A 21907-nucleotide genomic window follows, 5' to 3' on the forward strand; every position below is an offset into this window, starting at 1 on the left:
ATTGACATTCTACTGATTACCTAACATATTAAACTGCTCATCTAACATGCCCGTAAGTAGAACCTCCCCCTGAGTATTCAAGCGAAACACGCCGTATCGGGCGTCTTCATATAATGCACCATCCCCTTCACTAAAAAAGAATGCATTGGTGGCAAATTTAACTCGCTTATCTCTAAATCTAAATTGTAGCTTTCTCTGGGAGGCTGTCATTGCTTCAGCGTTATCTAGACGCACAAACTTCATCACGTTATTTTGATCTTTTTCAGCAATAAGATAACCATCGGTAGCAGAAAACCCTTGGTTATTCCAATCTTGCCACTCTTGATTATTATCAGTGTCGGTAACGCCAGTTAACGCAGTATACACACTGTTACTCAGCTTATACCTTAGCGCCATATAGTCTCCTTGCATTAAGGAGCGAGGGTCAACGGGAGCGAGTTCAAGATAAATCACTTCCCCCTCATCTAGGTGTGCTTCTTTTTGCCAAATAGACAGGTTTATAAGTATTAAAATAACGACCCCAGTAAGCCACATTACCACGTTGTATTTCATAACACTTTACCCGCTGGTAAGCGCTTATTTAAAACCATAAGTAACAAACTTAAAGCGCCCATTGTGACTAAAATCAATGACTTGTTCAATAAGGTGATATCTAGGAAATAGTAATAAGAAGACAAGTTAATTAATGTACAAATAACCCCTAACACTAATAGAGTTTTGTTCTGATTCGCAAACCCTAAAAGCACCAAAGTAAGGCCAACAATAATGCCGTTTGCAAAAAAGCTACCAATACAAAATAACATAACCACGGCCATGCCTATTAAGCAGTTTGCTCGTGCGATAAGTAATGATTTATGTCTTAGCATTTGTACGACAATATATATCAATATTAAGATATTTAGCCCTTCGTCGAGCCATTGGTTTACATATGGCACCATGTCTTGCGCCCAAGTTTGACCGCCTTGACTAAACAAAATTGACGTTTTAAATTGCATCAATCCTATAACCATTCCGTACCCAATTGCCTGTAATTTTTTGACGTGGTAACTAAAAGTAAATTCATATAGCCAGATGCTAGCCACTAGGAACAAAGCCACACCACTAAAAAAAGAGGGTAGCCCCACTAAATACATTAAATATGAAAAGCAAAGGGTAGCTAAGCAAGCAGACACTAAGCTATGGATGTAGCTCGGCATAACTATGGCTAAAGAACCGCACATTAAGCTCAACATGATCCAATTAGTAATATCCTTCAAATCGCCTTGGTTAAATAATGCAAAGACTATAAGTGCCTGTCCTGCAAAACTAAACGCGAGACAAAGATGTTCAAAGAACTCTGATTTTTTTGATGATAGTAAACTATAACTACCTGCAATCATGGCCAAACCGACAATGATCAATGCAATGGTATTTTCAAATAAACTAGCTATAGCAACACCGAAAAAACCAAGAATAAATAAAGCGGCAAACCACCCACTGACCCCCATCAATATCTTTATATACCAAGGAGAGTCAACTTCATTGGTTGTCCTACTAACCTCATGATTAATTAACTGATTTTTTTGAAGAGATGCTAATATTTCATGTTCAGGTTTCATGTGCGCCCCAACTTAACCAGGGATTTTAACCAAACACTTAAATAGGTGCCTAAACCAATCGTTACTATCGTTAAAAGCATAAAGGATGCGGCCTCAAAAAAGTTTGGGAGTATCTTTATCAGTAATGTATTCGCTGCTACTAACATAGACACAGCCCAGCCTGCCAACATAAATAGGTTTAATATTCGGTAGCGATATACATAAAAAGTAACCCCCGTCCATATTCCCCAAATTATTAGCCCAGCAGGCTCATCGTTAAAAAGGCCACGAACAAAGAGATTTAGGGCTAATGCACAAGTGGTAAAACCCAGAAAGTTAATAGCCCAAGTCTTATTTAACCAGCTAAATTTACTCACACTAACTTGCCAAATAACAAGCGCAGCCGTATTGAAAGCAAAAGCAACCCACGCAATATTGAGGTAACCACCAAAGGTTTGATAATAAAGACTAATCGAAAGGTTAAGTAGACCCAACCAAATTAACCAGATAACACTGAACCGACTAATTAACACCCAAGGTGTGGTTAACAATGCCCAGTTAAAAAATAATTGCCATGGATCGGCGCCAGTTTGGTAAGTTTGCCCAAACAGTGCCATTAACGCCCCAACCAATAAGATAGCGACCAATAAAATGACTTGTCTGATAACCTCTTTATGGCGAAATTTTAGGTGTAAGATCATCGCGCTTAAGAGAGCGCCTTCCACTATGGCAAACTTCCCCATACGCCCTACTTCTTGCCAATTTGCTGCAACAAAAAATATCACGCCAAATGCCAAGGAGAGGCTTCCAAACCAAAGTAAAAGGATATTGATGAAGTTTTGCCATTGAACGGCCGAGGGCGATATTTTGGTTATAGCAATGGCCTCTGGAACATCCTTTATTGCCAACTCTTTAGATTCAATAAGCTCAGTAAATAGCTGCCGGGTATCAGCAGCGTTATCATCAATCATTTAACCATTTCCTTGTTTTACACTCGCTTACTAAGAGTATAACGTTATCACTACAACCATGAGCAAGATTAATTTAGGCTTCAAGCTCGGTAAATAAATCTAACATGCCTTGTTCGTTTAGCACCTTCACGCCTATGGCTTCGGCTTTCGTTAACTTAGATCCCGACTTTTCACCAGCCACTAAGCAAGTTGTTTTAGCAGATACACTACCCGCTACTTTCGCACCTAAACCTTGTAACTTGGCTTTTGCAGTATTTCTATCCATTTGCGATAAGGTTCCTGTTAACACATAGGTTTGACCTGCAAGTGGTAAAGAGTCGAGCTCAATTTTTTCTATTTTTGGCCAATGTATACCTGCCGCAATTAAATCGTTTATGACATGAACATTATGCTCTTCAGCAAAAAAGTTAACTAAGTGCTGCGCAACAATCACACCCACATCGCTTACTTCTTGCAAACTCTCTACCGTTGCCGTTTTAATGGCATCTAACTCACAATAATGGGCGGCTAAATTAGCAGCAGTAGCTTCACCCACTTCTCGAATACCTAGAGAATACAGGAACTTAGCTAAAGTCGTTTGTTTGCTCTTTTCTAAAGACTGGATTAGGTTAGCAGCTGACTTTTCACCCATACGTTCCAAATTTGATATCTGAACCAATTCCAAATTAAAGAAGTCTGCAGGGGCTTTGACTAATTTTAAATCAACTAGCTGTTCGATAATTTTGTCACCCAAACCGTCGATATCAAAACCTTTACGAGACGCGAAATGCTTCATAGATTCTTTAAGCTGCGCACCGCAATACAGCCCGCCAGTACATCTTGCAACGGCTTCATCTTCAAGCTTTTCTATGTTTGAATCACAAATTGGACAGGTTTTTGGAAACACTATCTCTTTTGCATCTACTGGGCGCTTTTCTAAAATAACCGAGACAACTTGCGGGATAACGTCCCCTGCCCGCCTGACAATCACCGTGTCGCCTATTTTTAAACCTAAACGTTGAATTTCATCTTGATTGTGCAACGTTGCATTAGATACGGTCACACCACCCACAAATACAGGCTCTAGCCTTGCAACGGGAGTAATCGCCCCTGTTCTGCCAACTTGAAACTCTACATCTTGCACCACTGTCATTTCTTCTTGAGCAGGGAATTTATGGGCGATAGCCCAGCGCGGCGCTCTAGCAACAAATCCAAGTTCTTGCTGTAACGCTATCTTGTCAGTTTTAAATACGACCCCATCGATGTCGTAATTAAGTGCATCTCGTTTTGCACCAATCGCTTGGTAATACGCTAAACATTCACTTGAATCTTGGGCTACTTGTAGTTCTTTGCTAAGAGGGAATCCCCATTCACTTAACTGTTGTAAACGGGCTGAGTGGGTTTGGGCTAAGGGTTTTTGTTCCCCTTCGACCAACCCAAGAGAGTAGGTAAAAAATAGCAAAGGTCGTTTGGCTGTTATTCGCGAATCCAGTTGTCGTAAACTGCCGGCAGCTGCGTTTCTGGGATTAGCAAACACTTTTTTGCCTTCAGCTAGTTGGTTTTCATTTAGTTTTATAAAGCCATCACGGCTCATAACTACTTCACCACGCACTTCAAGCCGTTCAGGGTAATCATCTCCTCTGAGCATTAAGGGGATATTACGAATTGTACGGACGTTTGCTGTAATATTTTCTCCAACCTTACCATCGCCTCGAGTCGCGCCGCGCACCAATCTTCCGTTTTCATACAGTAAGCTTACCGCCAAGCCGTCAAGCTTAGGCTCACAACTATAAGTAATCTGCTCACTGCTTTTTAATCGGTCTTGCATACGCTTTTCAAAAGCAAGAAAGGTTGCTTCATCGAAAGCATTATCTAAAGACAGCATAGGGACTTCGTGTTCTACCTGTTGAAACTCTGGTAATGGCATGTCTCCCACCTTTTGACTAGGTGAGTCTGAAGTAAGTAATTCAGGGTATTGGGTTTCAATCGCCTTTAAAGCCTGCATTTGCCTGTCGTATTCGGCATCAGGCACGCTTGGGTTATCTAGTACGTAATATTGGTAGTTATATTCTGTAATAGTGGCTTTGATAGCGGCGAGTTTTAATATTGTGTCTTGCGAGACTGCCATAAGAAGCATTCCATAGAAAAGAGATTAAGCAGTCCCCTCACAAACGTGAGGGGAGAATAGTTGAGTATTATCCGTTTTTTAGCATACGTTGGCGTTCGAATTCACGAATTTTTTCAACGTATTGTTGCAGGCTTTGTTTGGTTAATAAACTGCGTTTGGCATCATAAATTTGCGCTGACAATTCTTCAGAAATTTTACGAGCTGCATTATGCATCATATTAAAAACCTGATGAGGTTCACCGTCAATCGGTAAAATCATAAATAATGACACACCTTGGGTACTAAAATTTTCTAGATTATCAATATCGAATACACCTGGCTTGAACATATTCGCCAAACTAAATAAGACAGGCCCCTTACCATTAGAATTAACATGGCGGTGAAAGATATCTTGATCCCCAAATTTAAACCCTAAGGTAAGCAACATAGGCAGTAATGCTGCTCCTGAAATTGGCTCTCCGTCTGGAGTTTTAACATTAAGCACTAATACTTCTTGCTGCTCTACCTTGGCTTGTTTTGTTTCTGATTTTTTCTCTGGTTCTATTGCCTGTGGCTGAGTAACGTCTTTGGTGTCTTCTTCATCAAAATCAATTTTCATTTGATCTTCAGCCATTTTGGGCTCTCGACGTTTTCGCGTATTTTCAGACTTTTTACGTTTTACCAAATTGCGTGCTTGTTCACTAAGGCTAGGCTTTTCAGTGACACTTTTTTCTGAGCCAACGGATTTAATATCTTTAACTAGTGGCTCGTCATCGGCTTTTGGAATGTCTTTTGTAATTTCAGTCTCGGGGGAGGTATCTTTTTTAAGTAAAAATGGGGGGGGCTCTGGCGCTTGATATCCATCAGAAATCGAATTAGTACTACTTTGGCTTGTGCCAGTGCTCATTGATGGTTTTGGGTTTCCAGTCGTGCTAGAAGACACTACTTTATGCTGCTGTGATAGGTCACTATTTTTAGACTTAGAAACGTCGCTTTGTTTTATATACTCAGGCTTAGGTTGTGTTACAACCGAAGCATAAATTTTACTTGGAGATTCGTTAGATTGCTGTTCTGTTTTAGACTCTTGTTGATATTCAACTTCAGTATTGGCGATAGTTGGGGAGCTCTGGTGTTTAATTTCAGTTGCCTCATTGGGCTCTGCTGAAGTACTACCCGACACCACTCGAACACTACTTAGTCCTAAATCATCGAATTTAGAAGAATTTACAGATGTACTAGTAACCTCAAGCTCAACAGAGGGCTCTTTAAAATCATTGTCAAAGTTTATGGAAACATCTGCGTCTTTTTCAGCGACATCATTAACTGGGTATTGATCTTCTGTTTGTAACTCTGGTCTAGTTCTAGTTTTTTGGGGCGTTTGCTCACTATTTTTACGTGACACCCATATACCATGCAAGGCCACACCAATGATGGCACAACTTCCGACAACCACTAATGACCAACGTAACACATCTTCCATTTAATTCACTCGTACTTTCAATTTATTATAATTTTTAAGACAAACATTAATTAAGCATTTGCAATGGCAACAGCTTCTTCAACATCAACAGCGACCATTCTCGATACACCCGGCTCAGCCATTGTGACCCCTGTTAAATGGGTGGCCATTTCCATGGCAATTTTATTATGAGTAATGTAAATAAACTGCACACTTTTTGACATTTCAGATACCAACTTACAAAACCGCCCTACGTTGGCATCATCTAATGGCGCGTCAACTTCATCTAACAAACAAAATGGCGCTGGATTTAATCTAAATATCGCAAACACTAATGATAAAGCGGTCAGCGCTTTTTCACCACCAGAAAGAAGGTGAATCGTGCTGTTTTTCTTTCCTGGCGGTCTAGCCATAATACTCACACCAGTTTCCAACAAATCATCACCTGTTAACTCTAAATATGCTGAACCCCCACCAAATACCTTAGGAAACAACATTTTTAAATCTTCGTTAACGGTATCAAAAGTCTCTTTAAACCGGGTTCGGGTCTCTTTATCAATTTTACGAATGGCTTGCTCTAAAATATCCATGGCAGACACTAAATCATCATTTTGATCATCTAAATGCTTTTTACGCTCAGCTTGCACTTCATACTCTTCAACAGCAGCTAAGTTTACCGCGCCCAGTCGACTTACAGAAGCCGTTGTTTTATCAAGTAACCTTTGCCATTCGTTTTCTTCTGCATCTGCACTTAAATCATCTAACACCGTTTTTAAGGGCTGCTGCATTTCTTCTAATTGCTCTAGAACTGCATTCGCTCTTACTCGAAAACCTTCACACTCTAGCTTAACGCTCTGTAATTCAGTTAACATAGATTGAATTTTATCAGTTACCCCTTGTTGACCTTTTTCTGCTTCACGTAGCTTTTCTTCTATCTCAGACAATTTTTCTGATAAGTCGTTCTGTTCGATTTCAAGGGTAGCCTTTTGTTCTAAATACAATTGTAGGTTTTCAACCTGTTCCTCGAGAGGCATAGAAATTTCAGATAGTTCTACTTGTAAAAGAGCTAACTTTTGTTCCATGGTATTGAGTAATTTGTCTTCTCTTTGTTGACCCGATATAAGTCCATCGTATTGATTTTTGAGCCCTTGTAAATGAAGTGCCAATTGATGCAGTTTAGTTTTGCCGCTTTCTAGGCGGGTGCGACTATCGGTTATATTTTTCTGAAATTGCTCTCGACCTTGCTCTGATGCTATCTGTTGCTCTTCTAATGCCTCAACAGCTTGCTCTAACTCTTCGGCTTGCAACGCTAATTCATCCAATTGCTGACGTTCATCTTCGAAGGTTTCTTGCTGCCGGCATAATTCCTCATTTAATCGACTGTGTCGACTTAAGGTTTGTTGCTTTTGTCCAGTAAATAATTGGAGTTGGTTCCGACTTGTTTGTAACCCTTGCTTATGTTGATCCCATTGTTGCTGCGCGCCCTTAGAGTCTTGTATACAATCAAGCAATGCTTGTTCAGTACTTTTGGCTGCTGATTCAGCCTGACTCAATTCTTCAGCAATCTGGTTCTGTTGTTGTCTCAGCTCTTTAATTTGGTTCTCACGAGCTAGCAAACCAGAGTCTTGACTTGTATTACCAGAAACAATCCAACCTTGGCCTAACCAAATGCCATCTTTTGTTACCACGCTTTGATATGGTTTTAGTTGAGGTAACAATGCTTGGGCTTGCTGTTGATTTTCGGTAAACATAATATGAGTTAACCACAGAGGCACCTTAGTCATATTTAATTTTGACGCAATAGACTCTGAGGCAATGTCACTGACATAATCTCCCGAAAATAACCAAGAGCCATCTGCACAATCTAATAGGGTTTCTAGTGTTACATTGTCTTTGAGTTCAAAAGCCAGTTGCCATTGCTGGGTGACAGTTTCAAATGCTTGTTCCCAGCCAGGCGTAATGTCTAAAGTTTGCCACCACTTTTTATATTCTATGTTCTGCTGATCCAATGTTTCGAAACCATTATCTCTCTGGTCACTAGTTTGTTGTAACGCTGTTAACGCATCTATTTGGGCATTGAGGCTTTGCAAAGACCCTTGAATTGTTAGCTGTAGCTGACTGGCTTTCTGCTGCTGATTACGTTTTTCGCTTTCCGCTTGTTCCCTTTGGTGGGCTAACTCTGCAAGCTCATCTAACGTTTGCTCTTGGATTAATATTTGTTCTTGGTGGGCTTCTATCTTTACATCCAATTCTTGGTCCGACTCGGCTGATAATTCATCTTTTAGCTCTCCAATGCGCTGTTGAGTGCGCATTTGCATGGACATTAGCGATTGGATTTTACCATGACAAATTTGGGCTTGTTGTTTACGTTGATTAAACTCTTGCTCCTGAGTTCGCCATTGATGTTGCCCTTGACTGAACTGTTCCTCTGACTCTAGTAACCTAAATTGAGCCTGTTCAACCTCCTCATCAAGCAACTCTTTTTCTGGACCTGCTAACTCTAGCTGCTGCTCTAAGCCTTTAATGGTGTCTAGGTGCTGTTGCTGACTTATTTTATTGTCGGTTATAGCATCCCGCAGAGATTGTGACTCCTGCTCAATATGCTGTTGCCTTTGCTTAGTATGAATTTGAATTTGCTCTATACGTGTGATGTCTGTACTCACCTTAAACAACTGTTGCTGCATATCTGACAACTGTTGTTTAACATCATGCTGTTGTTCTTTATAAAGCGTAATGTCTTTTTCTTCATTACGCTGAGTAGCAACATAAGCCTCAACATCAGCATTTTTTTGTGCAATATCCGATTCTAAAACTTCAACCTTTTTACTGTGTTTTAACCAACGTAAAGCAGCTAACTCAGCTTTATATTGTCTTTCGCTCTGTTTTAATTCTTTGTAGCGCTTAGCTGCAGACGCTTGACGTTGTAGTTTTTCAAGCTGTTGTCCTAATTCACCTCGAACATCTTCTAACCTTTCAAGATTTTCTTTAGTATGACGAATACGGGTTTCTGTTTCTCGGCGACGCTCTTTATATTTTGACACGCCAGCCGCTTCTTCTATAAACACCCTCAATTCTTGAGGTTTCGACTCTATTAATCGAGAAATCATGCCTTGCTCGATAATCGCGTAACTTCGGGGGCCTAAACCTGTCCCTAAAAATAGGTCAGTTACATCTCTACGACGACACTTTGCATTATTTAGTAAATAACTGGACTTGGCTTCTTTGGTGACGATACGTTTCACTGATAACTCATTGTAGCCAGCGTATTCACCTTGTATTCGTCCAAGGGAATTATCAAACACCAGCTCAACACTACATTGAGATACGGGTTTTCTTGCGGTTGACCCATTAAAAATAACATCTGTCATGGCATCGCCACGAAGATTTTTGGCGGAACTTTCCCCTAAAACCCAGCGTACAGCATCAATTACGTTGGATTTCCCACAGCCGTTAGGGCCTACGACAGCGGTCATATCATCAGGAAATGGGATAGTGGTTGGATCTACAAAAGATTTAAATCCGGCCAGTTTTATTTTTTTCAGGCGCATAGAGTGAAAGACACGAAGTCGTAATTTCCCTAAAAATATTATAATTATTATTGATTAGTAAGTGAATGTACCAAAAGTCATCAAGTGTAACAATTGACGTTTTGATCATCTGCGCGAGTTCCGTATACTTCAAATAAATAAATTGACGTTTGTACCGGTTAATATTGTAGTTAATTCAAACAAAACAAAAGGTTATTAAAGTTTACTATGCATTATTTTTTCTTGGGATTTAGTCTAATTACAACCAAAGGATTAAAACGATTTGTGTTTTTCCCCTTAGCAATTAATCTTATTTTATTTTCTGTTGCATTTTATTATTTATTTGGCGAAATCAGCGCCAGTATTGTTTGGATGGTTGACCTCATCCCCGATTGGGACTGGTTAAGCTGGTTAAAACAAGGCTTAAGTTACATTATCTGGCCAATTGCCGTTATTAGTATATTACTGGTGTTTTCTTTAATCTTTGGAACTTTAGCGAACTGGATAGCCGCGCCTTTTAACGGCCTATTAGCAGAGAAAGTAGAACAGCACCTAACAGGGCAAGCAATGGATGACTCAGGTTTACTGGATGTATTTAAGGATATCCCTCGTACGTTAGGGCGAGAGTTAGCCAAGCTAAGTTATTACCTACCACGAGCAATTGGCTTTTTATTATTATTTTTCATTTTGCCGGTTTTTGGACAAATATTGTGGTTCTTGTTTAGTGCTTGGATGATGGCAGTACAATATTGTGACTACCCATTTGATAATCACAAAGTTCCTTTTACAAAAATGAAGCATGTGCTAGGTGACAATAAATCACAAAGCTTTAGCTTTGGAATTACAGTAAGTGTGTGTTCTTTGATCCCTATAGTAAACTTCTTGGTGATGCCAGTTGCAGTATGCGGTGCCACAGCATTGTGGGTAGAGGAATTAAAGGACCAAGTTTAAGGATGTCGAGTGTAATAAGGTGTAACTATAATTACTGATAGTTACACCCTAATTTTAAACTAGCGTTTTTGGATAATGGCTTCTGCTATATCCATCATATTTTTCTCATAAATATCAGGCATAAGAAATAAAGCATTGTATGGTGCACCACTTCTGTCTAGATATGCTCCGTTTAACCCAGCAGTTAACGCACCATGTATGTCCCAGTCATGACTAGCGACTAACCTCAAGTTTTCAACTCTCTGCCGTAATTTTTCTGCCACGAATTGATAAACTTTTAAATCTGGCTTGAAACTACCTGTACTCTCTACAGACACAATGTCATCAAAAAAATCAGATAAACCAGCATTTTTGATTTGCGTTACAATAAGTTCATTTGAGGAGTTTGAAAAAGCTACAAGTTGAAATCCTTTTTGTTTTAAATTTGTAAGTGCGGGCTTTATATCTTCATGTGGCGGTAAACAGCCAAAGCCAGAAAGTAAATTTGCCTTTACCTCAGCAGTTAACGACACACCCAAACGCCCTGCTACCACATCTAACGTAGAGCTGGCCAAACTAGAAAAATCGGTTTTAACGTTAGTAGCAACACATACGGTAGATGCATGTAATAACTCAGAAAACCATAACGATAAGGCTTTATCATCATCAAAAGCAGACGTAAAGTTTGGCTGTAATGAACTTAAGTTCAAAACAGTTTCATTAATATCGAAAAGGATAGTCTCTTGGTACATCTATTTTAACCTAATGGCACCATGGATTTAAAAACACAGTTAATTGTGGTTTCTAGAATACAATCTGTAAACCACCGCACATATTAAACATACAGTTACCGGTAACAGTAGTGCATAAAAGTGATATTCTGCATAACTAACAGTACCCGCAGCTCCACCAATAATAAACCCTAAAATAATTAAACAGAATAATTTAGCCTTACGAGTGTCAAGAGGTTCCCCCCTTAAAACGGCTCCAATCATAATACCTAAATCCGTAAAGATCCCCGTAACATGCGTTGTTCTAACTACCGCTCCACTGTATTTGGTTGCCAAAGCATTTTGTAAACCACAGGCAGCAGAGGCCAAAAAGTGACCGAGAAAGAATTCATTAAGTAATGAAGCTAATGCACCCAACAACAAAATGGCTTCAATAAATAAACCAGTATCGTAATGCTTGCCCAATTTTAAAGTAGCGCCATGTAAAAGAAAACCAGCCAAGGCAGAGCCGATTAGGAATGACAATAGTATGCCAAGTAAGTGAAAAACTTGTAGCAAGGAGCCATTAAATAAACTTGTTCCTAAAAAGGTGGCAGTACCGGAAACATGTGATACGGATTGATGTTCAAAACTCAAAAGCCCGATAGCATTTACAAACCCAGCAACTAGCGCCAAAACAAAGGCACCAACTTCAACCCATTTAGGCAGTTTCGAAATCAATTTTGTAAGTTCCTTGATAATCTCAATTTAATAAAGTAATCGGAATGACACCTGAAATTTTTCCATAACCTTTTCCCTAGCTAAATACATTCATATTTTACTATTTACACCCTTTGCCATCTTGAGTTTGATCAAAAAGTTCTTAAAGTATTTTATCCATTTATTTTTAATAACTATTATTTAAGACGTACTCTGTTATCAATCTTGTTTGGATATAAGCCTAATTTTATATGCAGCGCGCTGGAAAAGTATTGAATATTGATACTTTAAATACACTTTCATGATACTAATCGCAAAATGGTTTATTTATACATTACCATTGACTACTTTAGAGCCAGTTAAACAATACTACTGATTACTAATAAAGGAAATATTCATGAAAATTCAAGCACCAACTAAGTCTTACACTCTAGCCTCTATCGTTGCTTTAATTATCGGTGGGGCAGCCTATGGATTAGGACTATTAAACGCAGAAATGGCCCTAAATGAAAAAGGCTATTACTTGGCTATTATTTTATACGGGTTGTTTTCTATGGTGTCATTGCAGAAAACAATTAGAGATAAAGCAGAAGGGATCAGTACCTCAAAAACCTATTACAGCCTTTCTTGGGCATCGGCTGGTATATCAGTTGGGCTACTCATAATCGGTTTAATTAATGCCGATTTATTACTGAGCGAAAAAGGCTTTTACGCCATGGCCTACGTATTGAGTTTATTCGCTGCTATTACTGTTCAAAAGAATGTTCGAGATAAACAAGCCTTCGCACCTGAAATAAATAACACCCCAGATATTTTACAGGAAAAGCAAGTTTCACAATGATAAGTTCCCATAAAAAGAGGACTTTAAAGTCCTCTTTCGCTTTTTCAGAAACCCTGCTTAAATCAATTTCACTGTAAAACTTTCATTACCAAAGTGCACAATATCACCGGTCATGATTTTCTTACGTCGCCTAGTTTCTACTACGCCATTTACTATAACTTTACCGTCATCAATCACCCCTTTAGCTTCGCCACCACTAGAAACCAAAGCCTCAAACTTAAGTAATTGATATAAAGCTATAGGTTCATCGTTAATTTCAATAATCTTCATTGGATTGTCATTTCTAATTGTTTAAATAAATTTACTCTATCGCCAATAACAATTACAGTATTTAGGTATTTTCTATAGAATATATACTCTTCTTAATACCATTATATTTGATCCACAGAGCAACATAAATGAAACTGTTAATTAAGCTTATTCGCAACCTACTAGGCAGTATTATTGCTGTCATTGATTTAATCACAAGAGGCCCCAAAAAAACACGCACACCTGAAGCTCAAAAAAAAATAACCCATGAGATTCAAGGCCTATCTCTTTACCAATTTTTTGCATGTCCATTTTGCATTAAAACCAGAAGAGTGATGCACAAACTTAATTTACCTATAATTCGACGAAATGCTTCGAAATCGCCCTATAGAGAGCAGCTATTAGCAGAAGGTGGGAAAATACAAACCCCTTGTTTGCGCATTGAAGATGGTGGAAAAGTTGAATGGTTATATGAATCATCTGAAATTATAAAATACTTGGAAAAACGTTTTTCTTAAAATTCTAGGTAATGTAAATGAGATTCAAAAGCAGCGACAAAAGTCGCTGTTTTTTTTATATTAAAAGAGTACTTCCCCATTTAAAAAACTCCAGCTCCCTTATTGTTTAAAACAATCAGATACCGCTTAAAACTCTGAAATTATTTATTTTATAATACTAAGTCTACTACTCCTCTCAATTTCAATTTATAAAAAAAGCCAAATAAAACATAGAAGCTTCATGTGGCTTTTTTGATCATTACAAAGAGCAATATGACACGTTAATTTATTGGAGCTCTTCCCTGCTCATCAAGTTTTTGTCCTTTGACAAACAGAGATATTCGTCGACATAAAATGTAAAACACCGGCGTAAATAGCAAACCAAATAAGGTTACCCCTAACATACCACTAAAGACTGTTACCCCCAGCGCTTGGCGCATTTCTGCCCCCGCACCTGTTGCGATAGCTAAAGGTACCACCCCTAAGATAAATGCAAATGATGTCATTAATATTGGGCGTAGTCTTAACTTTCCAGCGTCAACCACAGCTTTGTACATAGGTACACCCTGTTGTTCAAGATGACGGGCAAACTCTACAATGAGAATAGCGTTTTTACTGGCTAAGCCTACTAAAACGATTAACCCCACTTGAGTCAAAATATTATTATCCATATCTAACAACCACACCCCTGTGATAGCACTAAGCAAACACATAGGCACGATTAAGATGACAGATAAAGGCAGCGTCCAGCTTTCGTATAATGCCACCAATAATAAAAACACAAACACCACCGCTAGAATAAAGGCAATGATTGCAGTATTACCGGCTTGTTGTTGCTGATAGGCAAGCTCTGTCCATTCAAAGTCAATACCCGGTGGTAATATCTCTGCAGCAAGCTTTTCCATAGTGGCTATCGCTTCACCTGAGCTGTAGCCTGGTGCTGTATTACCTAATAAATCTGCAGCTGGATATAGATTATATCTTGGCACCCTTGAAGGGCCCGAGCGATATTCAAACGTTGCCACTGAACTTAAAGGCACCATCAACCCATCTTCATTGCGGACCCGAATTCGTCCTATATCTTCAGGCGTCATTCTATATTGAGAATCTGCCTGAGCCGTCACTCTGAAGGTTCTTCCTAAGTAACTAAAGTCATTAACAAAAGCACTGCCTAAATATACCTCAAGGGCAGAGAACACTTCAGAAACCGGTACACCTAAACGCTCTACCCTTTCTCTATCAATATTTGCATATAGCTGTGGAGTATTGGTTTCAAATAGACTGAATACTTGGGTCGTTGCTGGTGCTTGGTTAGCCGCCCCAGCAAGTTGCCACATTGATTGTTCTAAAAACGGTAAACCGTGCCCTACTCTGTCTTCAATCATCATTTTAAAGCCACCACCGTTACCAATCCCCCGAACCGAAGGGGGCGGTATCACCACAATAAAGGCTTCTTTAATTTGTGCCATTTGAGCCTGAACGTCAGCATAGATTTTTTCAAAGGTTAGGCCTTGCTTGGCCCTATCTTCGAAATATAACATCTGCGTAAATATTGCAGCAGAATTAGATGCACTGGTAAAAGTCGCCCCTGAAAACCCAGCAAAGGCAACTGACGTCCGAATACCCTCAACACTAAGTAAACGGTCTATCGCCTCTTGAACTACTTCATCGGTACGCCCTAAAGAAGCCCCCGAAGGTAGCTGAATGCTAACAATCACATAACCTTGATCCTGTTGCGGAATAAACCCTTTAGGAACAGATGAAAACAAATACCCAGCCAAGACCATTAAACCTACATAAACCACAACCACTAAAGGTATCAAGCGAATAAGTTTACCTGTGATAAATCCGTAACCCTGTGAAAGCTTATCCATAAAACCGTTAAAGCCATCTGCAAGGATTGTTGTAATACCTCGCTTACTTGTTTTTTCAGTGTCTTTTTTATGGGCTTTGAGCAATACCGCAGACATAGCGGGGCTAAGAATAAGAGATACTGACACCGAAATCATGGTGGCTATGGCAATCGTAATACCGAACTGGCTATAAAATTGCCCCGATATCCCACCAATAAATGCTGTTGGCAAAAATACCGCAACCAGAACCACACCAATGGCCACAACTGCGCCGCCTACCTCTTTCATGGTTTCTCTGGCCGCCTCTATTGGCCCCTTACCATCTGCAAGCAAACGTTCCATATTTTCAACCACAACAATCGCATCATCTACTACTATGCCTATGGCCAACACTAATCCGAAAAGGGTTAAATTATTGAGAGAAAAACCCAGAGCACTCATAATCGCAAACGTGCCAATTAATGAGACCGGAATAGCAACAACGGGTATAATCGCAGCGCGCCAACTTTGTAAAAACACTATGACCACTAAAACCACTAAAGCAATGGCTTCGTATATGGTCATTTTAACCGCGTCTATTGATTGGCTAATAAACTCTGTTGGGTTATAAGCAATTTTGTAAGCTAAGTCTGGTGGAAAGTCCTGTTCAAGCTCTTCCATTATGCTTTTTATGGTGTCAGCTGTTTCCAATGCATTGGTACCTGGTCGCTGGAATATGGGGATAGCTATGGCCTTTTTGTCACCTAGGTACCCACGAGTTGTATAACTTTCAGCACCTAACTCAACGCGACCTACGTCTCTAAGCCTTACAATTTTGCCATCCGAATTTTTAATGATGACATTCTCAAACTCTTCAGGCTCTTGTAATCGACCTTGGGTTTGCACAGCCAGTTCAAATGCTGTTTGCCCCTGTGAAACAGGAGATTGATTCAAAGTACCACTAGATACCTGTATATTTTGACTTTGTAACTGTGCAACAACTTCAGCAGCCGTCATACCTATTGAGGCGATACGATCGGGATCTAACCACACTCGCATAGAATATTGACTGGCTCCAAAAATCCGTAGATTTCCTACTCCCTCTACCCGCGAAATCCTATCTTGAATTTGTAGCGCAACATAGTTTGCTATATAGGTTTGGTCGTAAGTGCTATTGGGCGAGTACATATTCACTACCAGCATTAAATCTGGAGAGTTTTTAGCTGTGGTTATTCCTATGCGTTTAACAGGCTCAGGCAGCCTCGGCTCTGCAATCGCCACTCGGTTCTGTACTTGTACCTGCGCTTTATCGAGGTCAGTCCCTAATTTAAAGGTAACAGTAATGGTTACTGTGCCATCTGCCGTAGACTGTGACGATAAATAAAGCATATCTTCAACACCATTGATTTGTTGTTCAATGGGTGTAGCAACAGTTTTTGCAGCAATTTCTGCGTTTGCACCTGGGTAAGATGCCGTAACTTGAATAGTTGGAGGAGCAACTTGTGGATACTGCTCTATGGGCAGTCCTAAATATGCAATGCTGCCTATTATCATCACCATTATGGCAAGTACAGAGGCAAACTTGGGTCGGGAAATAAAGTATTGAGTAAAATTCATGGGTACCCCTAATTACAAGTCAAACTGTTTACTGATATCGACAACATTAGGAGAAACAGTGGCTCCGGGGCGAGTACGTGCGAAACCGTTAACGATTAATTTATCTTGCGAAGTGATACCTGATTTGATGATCCTTAGCTCTTGAGTGTGTAACTTCCCTAGGGTTACATATTTTCGCCCTACCTTATTATCGCCATCAATTACCGTTACATACTTACGGGATTGATCTGTACCAATAATAGCGTCGGGCACTAAAATTACGTTTGCATTTTTTGTTTCAATTAAGCTAATACGACCAAAAAGCCCTGGTAATATAAACCCGTCTTTATTATCAAAAATAGCTCGTCCTTGAATGGTTCCAGTACTGTCATCAACTTTATTATCGACAAAATCCATCACGCCAAAATGACTAAAGCTATCTTCATCTTGTAAACGGACTTTGACCTCATTTGGATATACTCGAGAGCTTTTTCTATTATCAGATTGAGCAAGACGTAAGTATTTAAGTAGATCTCGTTCACCGGCCTCAAAGTAGAAATGAATCGGGTCAACCGAAACTACAGTAGTAAGAAGTGTCGCACCAGAAGCGCCACCAGTTACCAAGTTACCTTTATTAACCAAATCTCTAGAAACTACCCCATCAATTGGAGATTTAACTTCTGTAAATTCTAAGTCTAATTTTGCGTTATCAAAAGCGGCTTTTGCTAATTGATACTCAGATACCCGGCGGTCTGACTCTTCTTGAGAAATAGAGTTGTTACTTTGTAACTCCAAGCCACGCTTGTATTCTTTTTCAGCAATATCTAAATTTGATTGGGCGCTTTGTAAATTAATTTTAAACGGTCTCTGATCAATAATAAATAACACATCACCCGCTTTAACTTGCTGTCCGTCTTCAAATTTTATTTGATCTAGATAACCACTGACACGAGCTCGAATTTCTACATAATTAACAGCTTCAAACCGCCCGGTATAATCATCCCAAATATCAACGACCGCACTTATGGGCGTGCTAACATCGACCTCTGTTAAAGGACGAGCTTGTTTTGGTGGTTCATCTTTATTGCAAGCAACAAAAAACAAACTCGCGGTAATGGCCGCAAACGCATAAAAAGACCTAAAATTTCGAATAGGCATAACTGACCCTGTATGTGTGTGTTTAAAAAAAATACCCTTTTTGTCTTACATATTAATGAAACAGAAAGTTCAATAATATGTAAGGCACTAAAAGTTTTACCTTTGGAAAGGCCTTAGTGGGATTGAAAATTAAAAGCCTAGAAACAAGTATTAAAATTACATAGATGCAGCACTGATACTAGTTAATCTATCAACAAACTAGTTTTTGTAGCTATTGTTCCTTACGTTTTGCATCTACAGAGTAGGAATCATATTCCTTGAAGGCAATTAATACTAATGAAGCAAATAATAATGTTGTAGATGGAAAGAAAGTCAATTTGGCTGAGTCAGCGATGTACTTCCCAAACGGGTCGATTATATAGGGTAAAATGGGTAATAATCCCATAACATACCACACAAGTTGACCATAATAAGAAACACGCCTAAACAAACCAACAACTACTAAAGCACCTATTATTACTTGCAAAGAACCCAAACCAATATTGATTAAATCACCACTTAATAAACCATTGTAATATTTGTCAGAGACAGCATTAGCCTTATCTGTTGCAGCTAGTTTAACTGTACCCCAAAAAATTAAATACAAACCAGTGGAAACCCTAAGTAATAATAAACTGATCGCCTGCATGCTATTCCTTTCTAAAATTTAAATAAACAGTGAAATATTACAGACCAGATAGTATCTAAAAACCTTTCGTCAAAATAAAAAATTATTAAAGATTAGATTGATTTACTTTCGGCGATTTCGATTAGAAGTTTTATTATTTCGCCCCTTAAAAGGTTTGCTATCAGCCTCAAAGTTACCATATAGATCATTGTCACTTTCTTTTTGTGTTGTCTTCGTTTTTTTCTTAGCTGGTGCAAAACCGGATACACGTTCTCGTTGCAGTCTTTGGCCTATCAATTTTTCAATAGACAATAGCTGCTTAGATTCTTCTTCGCTAAATAATGTAATGGCCATACCGGATGCCCCCGCCCTGCCAGTCCGACCAATTCGGTGTACGTAATCTTCAGCCACAAATGGTAAATCGAAATTAATTACGCAAGGTAACTGACTTATATCTATTCCCCTTGATGCTATATCGGTAGCAACCAGAACGGATAGCTTGCCATTTATGAAGTCACTTAACACTTTAACTCGCGCGTGCTGACTTCTGTTAGCATGGATTGAGGCGGCATTAACGCCTGATGTTTCTAATTTTTGAACCAGTAAATCGGCGCCATGCTTAGTGCTAATAAACACTATTACCTGGCGCCATCGGTGTTTACTTAACAGATGACTTAACAATTTTACCTTATTACTTTTATCAACTGGGTGTACTAGTTGTCTAATATTACTAACAGTGCTGTTCACCTTATTAACTTCAATCACGTTAGCTTGATTAAGTATACCCGTAGCTAGGCTAGTCATTTCTTTAGAAAATGTCGCAGAAAACATTAGGGTTTGATACTTTTTACGTAATAGCTTCTGAATTTTGCGGATATCATCAATAAACCCTAACTCCAACATACGATCTGCTTCATCTAAGACAAGGATTTCTAGTTGCTGAAAATTCACAGCTTGCTGACTATAAAGATCTAGCAAACGCCCTGGGGTAGCAACTAGCACATCTGCACCATCTCGTAATTTCGCTATTTGAGGCTCAATTCGCATCCCCCCATAAACGCCAGTGATATTAAGATGTAAATCACAACCATAAACCTGAAAACTTTTTGTCACCTGTGCAGCTAACTCCCTTGTAGGCGTAATCACCAAAGAACGTATGTTTTTAGGAATAACCACTTGGCTAGCTGACATCAATTGTAAAATGGGCCATGCAAAAGCAGCGGTTTTACCTGAGCCTGTTTCAGATATCATTACCAAATCTTCACCCTTGAGCACTACAGGTATTGACTTGCGCTGAACTTGAGTCGGGCTGAAATAACCTAAGTTTTCTGCGGTTTTTGATAACACATCACATAAGCCTAAATCGACGAATGACATTAAGTTTCCTTAGGAGATATAGCGAAAACAAGTTAACACCAATAACTTATCAAAACCTAAGTTATTAATGAAAACTTTAAAGAATGAGTTAACTGATAGGTTTTAAAAGCATACTAGCTGAAATAAGTGGTATCTGTTGCTCTGGTACCCTAGATCTATTTTTAAATTAGTAGTTAGAGCACACATTTTTTCATTAACTTGGCAAATAATACCTAGCTTTTTAGCATTTCTTAGCACGGTACCATTGATATGCTTAATTTCAGTTACTTTACCTTGGGATACATTTGACACCAAGTAACCTGACTCCATGCTACGTTAGTAACTAGTACTAGACTAACATACGGCTATACCTATGATTGTAATATCCTTTACAATATCTAGATATTATTTACTCAGTCATTTAAAGCAAAGATAAAGTCAGCTCTAGATATCTAGGCAGTAATCTTAGTAAACCTCAACAAGTAGTGAATAGATGAACAAACAAAGTGTATTAGTTTTAGGTTATGTGTGGCCAGAGCCCAACTCATCCGCAGCAGGCAGCCACTTATTAAGCCAACTAAAACTATTCTTAAAGCAAGGGTGGCAGGTGACATTTGCAAGCCCTGCACAATTGGGTGAGCATAAAATTGATTTAAACCAATTTGGAATTGAACAAGTTCCTATCAAAATTAACTGCAGCAGCTTTGATGAATTTTTACTGGAGCTTTCTCCAACTATCGTATTATTCGACCGCTTTATGTTAGAGGAGCAATTTGGTTGGCGAGTGGCGAAGCATTGCCCTACTGCATTAAGAATTTTAGATACAGAAGACCTGCACTCTCTGCGCAACGCTCGTCACCAAGCTCTTAAACAACAAACTAAAGTAGACCTTAATAGTGAGATGGCAAAACGTGAAATTGCGGCAATATATAGATGTGACTTAAGCCTAATTATTTCTGATTACGAACTTGAATTACTCAAAAATTATTATGGCGTGCCGCAACACCTATTAATACATAGCCCCTTTATGTTAGAAGCAACAAACGTAACTACACCTGATGATACTTTTAATGTTCGCCAACACTTTATCAGTATTGGCAACTTTCGCCACCAACCTAATTGGGATGCAGTATTATGGTTAAAACAAAAAATATGGCCATTAATTCGTAAGCAGTTACCTCAAGCAGAATTACATATTTATGGAGCCTACCCTCCTCCAAAGGCCACACAATTACATAACCCCAAACAAGGTTTTTTGGTTAACGGTTGGGCAAGCGACGCAAAAAAAGTAATGCAGCATGCTAGAGTGTGTTTAGCGCCATTACGTTTTGGGGCGGGTATAAAAGGTAAGTTAGCAGAAGCTATGACTTGCGGCACGCCAAATGTCACCACACAAATTGGTACAGAAGGCATGCAAATGGGGCAAGCCTGGCCAGGCTTAGTTACAGACCTAACACAGTGTGCAGATTTAAATTATGCTGCTGAGCAACTAGCGAACGACGCAGTTAAGCTCTATCAAGACCAAGCCCTATGGAAAAAGAGTCAAGAATTAGGCTATTCATTATTAGCTCAAAATTTTGATACACCAACCATAGAAGATAGAATTGTGACTAAAGTAGAAGAGGCATTAAATGATTTAGGAGGACACAGAAAGAAAAACTTCATTGGTCAAATGTTACAACACCATCATTTGAAAAGTACTCAGTATATGTCTCAATGGATTGAAGAAAAAAACAAATAAGCATTCTCTTTGAATGCTTATTCTCATGACTATGAATTTAGTATTAATAA

At 39.1% G+C, this 21907-nt stretch carries 17 protein-coding genes; 4 read left to right on the plus strand and 13 right to left on the minus strand.

Features of this window, described 5'->3' with window-relative positions; all coding sequences use genetic code 11:
• Positions 1-9: 9 nt before the first annotated feature.
• The 6 genes from ABJE44_RS15270 to smc all read right to left on the minus strand — a co-directional run bounded on the left by ABJE44_RS15270 (position 10) and on the right by smc (position 9641).
• Positions 10-552: a GDYXXLXY domain-containing protein gene (locus ABJE44_RS15270; protein ID WP_348111383.1), complete on the minus strand. Its 543-nt coding sequence runs from the start codon at positions 550-552 to the stop codon at positions 10-12.
• A complete protein-coding gene (locus ABJE44_RS15275) occupies positions 549-1598 on the minus strand; it encodes a DUF4401 domain-containing protein (protein ID WP_348111382.1) in 1050 nt (349 codons plus the stop codon). The genes ABJE44_RS15270 and ABJE44_RS15275 overlap by 4 nt, the downstream gene beginning before the upstream one ends.
• The gene (locus ABJE44_RS15280) at positions 1595-2548 is read right to left on the minus strand and encodes a DUF2157 domain-containing protein (protein ID WP_348111381.1); all 954 of its coding nucleotides are present in this window, start codon (positions 2546-2548) and stop codon (positions 1595-1597) included. The genes ABJE44_RS15275 and ABJE44_RS15280 overlap by 4 nt, the downstream gene beginning before the upstream one ends.
• Positions 2549-2621: 73 nt before the next feature.
• The gene (gene ligA, locus ABJE44_RS15285; RefSeq protein WP_348111380.1) at positions 2622-4655 is read right to left on the minus strand and encodes an NAD-dependent DNA ligase LigA; all 2034 of its coding nucleotides are present in this window, start codon (positions 4653-4655) and stop codon (positions 2622-2624) included.
• A gap of 67 nt (positions 4656-4722) precedes the next feature.
• Entirely contained in the window at positions 4723-6114 is a 1392-nt protein-coding gene (zipA, locus tag ABJE44_RS15290; RefSeq protein WP_348111379.1) for a cell division protein ZipA, read from the minus strand.
• Between the two features lie 50 nt (positions 6115-6164).
• A complete protein-coding gene (smc, locus tag ABJE44_RS15295; protein WP_348111378.1) occupies positions 6165-9641 on the minus strand; it encodes a chromosome segregation protein SMC in 3477 nt (1158 codons plus the stop codon).
• A gap of 207 nt (positions 9642-9848) precedes the next feature.
• On the opposite strand from smc, the gene cysZ reads away from it, so the two are divergent.
• Positions 9849-10571 (plus strand): sulfate transporter CysZ, encoded by a 723-nt coding sequence (cysZ, locus tag ABJE44_RS15300; RefSeq protein WP_133471487.1) that lies wholly within the window; start codon positions 9849-9851, stop codon positions 10569-10571.
• 59 nt (positions 10572-10630) lie between these two features.
• Here cysZ and ABJE44_RS15305 read toward each other — a convergent pair whose 3' ends face one another.
• Positions 10631-11302, minus strand: coding sequence for a haloacid dehalogenase type II (locus tag ABJE44_RS15305; RefSeq protein ID WP_348111377.1), 672 nt, complete (start codon positions 11300-11302; stop codon positions 10631-10633).
• Between the two features lie 39 nt (positions 11303-11341).
• Entirely contained in the window at positions 11342-12001 is a 660-nt protein-coding gene (locus ABJE44_RS15310; RefSeq protein WP_348111376.1) for a YoaK family protein, read from the minus strand.
• 376 nt (positions 12002-12377) lie between these two features.
• Here ABJE44_RS15310 and yiaA point away from each other — a divergent pair, with 376 nt between their 5' ends.
• Positions 12378-12821, plus strand: a complete 444-nt coding sequence (gene yiaA / locus ABJE44_RS15315) for an inner membrane protein YiaA (RefSeq protein ID WP_348111375.1) — start codon at positions 12378-12380, stop codon at positions 12819-12821.
• A gap of 57 nt (positions 12822-12878) precedes the next feature.
• Here yiaA and ABJE44_RS15320 read toward each other — a convergent pair whose 3' ends face one another.
• On the minus strand, positions 12879-13091 hold the full coding sequence (locus tag ABJE44_RS15320; protein WP_348111374.1) for an RNA-binding S4 domain-containing protein: 213 nt from the start codon (positions 13089-13091) through the stop codon (positions 12879-12881).
• Between the two features lie 128 nt (positions 13092-13219).
• On the opposite strand from ABJE44_RS15320, the gene ABJE44_RS15325 reads away from it, so the two are divergent.
• Positions 13220-13588, plus strand: a complete 369-nt coding sequence (locus ABJE44_RS15325) for a glutathione S-transferase N-terminal domain-containing protein (protein ID WP_348111373.1) — start codon at positions 13220-13222, stop codon at positions 13586-13588.
• A gap of 260 nt (positions 13589-13848) precedes the next feature.
• On the opposite strand, the gene ABJE44_RS15330 is transcribed toward ABJE44_RS15325, so the two are convergent.
• The 4 genes from ABJE44_RS15330 to ABJE44_RS15345 all read right to left on the minus strand — a co-directional run bounded on the left by ABJE44_RS15330 (position 13849) and on the right by ABJE44_RS15345 (position 20137).
• Entirely contained in the window at positions 13849-17016 is a 3168-nt protein-coding gene (locus tag ABJE44_RS15330) for a multidrug efflux RND transporter permease subunit (protein ID WP_348111372.1), read from the minus strand.
• Positions 17017-17028: 12 nt separating this feature from the next.
• On the minus strand, positions 17029-18153 hold the full coding sequence (locus ABJE44_RS15335; RefSeq protein WP_348111371.1) for an efflux RND transporter periplasmic adaptor subunit: 1125 nt from the start codon (positions 18151-18153) through the stop codon (positions 17029-17031).
• 211 nt (positions 18154-18364) lie between these two features.
• Positions 18365-18781 (minus strand): hypothetical protein, encoded by a 417-nt coding sequence (locus tag ABJE44_RS15340; protein WP_348111370.1) that lies wholly within the window; start codon positions 18779-18781, stop codon positions 18365-18367.
• Positions 18782-18883: 102 nt separating this feature from the next.
• Entirely contained in the window at positions 18884-20137 is a 1254-nt protein-coding gene (locus ABJE44_RS15345; RefSeq protein WP_348111369.1) for a DEAD/DEAH box helicase, read from the minus strand.
• 472 nt (positions 20138-20609) lie between these two features.
• Between ABJE44_RS15345 and ABJE44_RS15350 the strand changes: the two genes are divergently transcribed.
• The gene (locus ABJE44_RS15350) at positions 20610-21857 is read left to right on the plus strand and encodes a glycosyltransferase (RefSeq protein WP_348111368.1); all 1248 of its coding nucleotides are present in this window, start codon (positions 20610-20612) and stop codon (positions 21855-21857) included.
• Positions 21858-21907 lie beyond the last annotated feature (50 nt).

The sequence above is a fragment of the Paraglaciecola sp. genome (genome assembly GCF_039942875.1).
In the GTDB taxonomy this organism is placed as follows: Bacteria; Pseudomonadota; Gammaproteobacteria; order Enterobacterales; family Alteromonadaceae; genus Paraglaciecola.

Excerpts from the sequence above, each read along its gene's own strand:
- ABJE44_RS15270 (WP_348111383.1), bottom strand. The coding sequence starts at position 552 with ATGAAATACAACGTGGTAATGTGGCTTACTGGGGTCGTTATTTTAATA.
- ABJE44_RS15275 (WP_348111382.1), bottom strand. The coding sequence starts at position 1,598 with ATGAAACCTGAACATGAAATATTAGCATCTCTTCAAAAAAATCAGTTA.
- ABJE44_RS15280 (WP_348111381.1), bottom strand. The coding sequence starts at position 2,548 with ATGATTGATGATAACGCTGCTGATACCCGGCAGCTATTTACTGAGCTT.
- ligA (WP_348111380.1), bottom strand. The coding sequence starts at position 4,655 with ATGGCAGTCTCGCAAGACACAATATTAAAACTCGCCGCTATCAAAGCC.
- zipA (WP_348111379.1), bottom strand. The coding sequence starts at position 6,114 with ATGGAAGATGTGTTACGTTGGTCATTAGTGGTTGTCGGAAGTTGTGCC.
- smc (WP_348111378.1), bottom strand. The coding sequence starts at position 9,641 with ATGCGCCTGAAAAAAATAAAACTGGCCGGATTTAAATCTTTTGTAGAT.
- cysZ (WP_133471487.1), top strand. The coding sequence starts at position 9,849 with ATGCATTATTTTTTCTTGGGATTTAGTCTAATTACAACCAAAGGATTA.
- ABJE44_RS15305 (WP_348111377.1), bottom strand. The coding sequence starts at position 11,302 with ATGTACCAAGAGACTATCCTTTTCGATATTAATGAAACTGTTTTGAAC.
- yiaA (WP_348111375.1), top strand. The coding sequence starts at position 12,378 with ATGAAAATTCAAGCACCAACTAAGTCTTACACTCTAGCCTCTATCGTT.
- ABJE44_RS15320 (WP_348111374.1), bottom strand. The coding sequence starts at position 13,091 with ATGAAGATTATTGAAATTAACGATGAACCTATAGCTTTATATCAATTA.
- ABJE44_RS15325 (WP_348111373.1), top strand. The coding sequence starts at position 13,220 with ATGAAACTGTTAATTAAGCTTATTCGCAACCTACTAGGCAGTATTATT.
- ABJE44_RS15330 (WP_348111372.1), bottom strand. The coding sequence starts at position 17,016 with ATGAATTTTACTCAATACTTTATTTCCCGACCCAAGTTTGCCTCTGTA.
- ABJE44_RS15335 (WP_348111371.1), bottom strand. The coding sequence starts at position 18,153 with ATGCCTATTCGAAATTTTAGGTCTTTTTATGCGTTTGCGGCCATTACC.
- ABJE44_RS15340 (WP_348111370.1), bottom strand. The coding sequence starts at position 18,781 with ATGCAGGCGATCAGTTTATTATTACTTAGGGTTTCCACTGGTTTGTAT.
- ABJE44_RS15345 (WP_348111369.1), bottom strand. The coding sequence starts at position 20,137 with ATGTCATTCGTCGATTTAGGCTTATGTGATGTGTTATCAAAAACCGCA.
- ABJE44_RS15350 (WP_348111368.1), top strand. The coding sequence starts at position 20,610 with ATGAACAAACAAAGTGTATTAGTTTTAGGTTATGTGTGGCCAGAGCCC.